Below are 693 nucleotides of genomic sequence, written 5' to 3' on the forward strand. Positions count from 1 at the left end.
TGATGGAATGCCTGCTGGTGTTCAACATGCCGTTCACACTGGTAAAAGGGTTGCTCAACGCGGCTATCTGCTTCCTGATCTATAAGCCTTTGTCGCCCATTCTGCATGGCCGTCATTGAGCAAAAAGCAAAAAAACAACGAAGGTGCGGTACACAGCCCCTTGACGAAACACGTCGATTGTGCTATAATGCCCCCTACAACAGAATAGCAACTTATCAAGAGCGGCAGAGGGAACAGGCCCAGTGAAGCCCGACAACCTACACTATGTGCAAGGTGCCAAATCCTGCGGGGAACCGAAAGATAAGCGTCAGCGCGCAGTCTTTTGGCTGCGCGCTTTTTTGTTCTCGTCGGTTGCGCTTCTGCTTATCTATTTTTTATTTAAGGGAGGCTTTTTACCATGTCCAAATTTCTTTTTACCTCTGAGTCGGTGACCGAAGGTCATCCCGACAAAATCAGTGACCAGATTTCGGATGCCATCCTGGACGCCATTCTGGCACAGGACCCGGATGCCCGTGTAGCATGCGAAACCACCTGCTCCACCGGTCTGGTACATATCATGGGTGAAATTACCACCAGCTGCTATGTGGATATTGCCGAAACTGCCCGGGATGTGATCCGCTCCATCGGCTATGACCGCGCCAAGTACGGTTTCGACTGCGACACCTGTGGTGTGATCGTCAATATCGACGGCCA

1 protein-coding gene and 1 riboswitch are annotated in these 693 nt (G+C 51.2%); the gene reads left to right on the forward strand.

Going from position 1 to position 693, the window contains the following annotated elements; genetic code table 11:
- The first annotated feature begins 209 nt into the window (after nt 1-209).
- Nucleotides 210-307: riboswitch (SAM riboswitch) on the forward strand.
- A gap of 90 nt (nt 308-397) precedes the next feature.
- Nucleotides 398-693: S-adenosylmethionine synthetase N-terminal domain-containing protein (locus H6B10_RS14890; RefSeq protein WP_275951089.1), on the forward strand; the 296-nt coding region annotated here is incomplete at its 3' end.

Source organism: Gemmiger formicilis (assembly GCF_016901605.1).
GTDB classification, from domain to species: domain Bacteria; phylum Bacillota; class Clostridia; order Oscillospirales; family Ruminococcaceae; genus Gemmiger; species Gemmiger formicilis_B.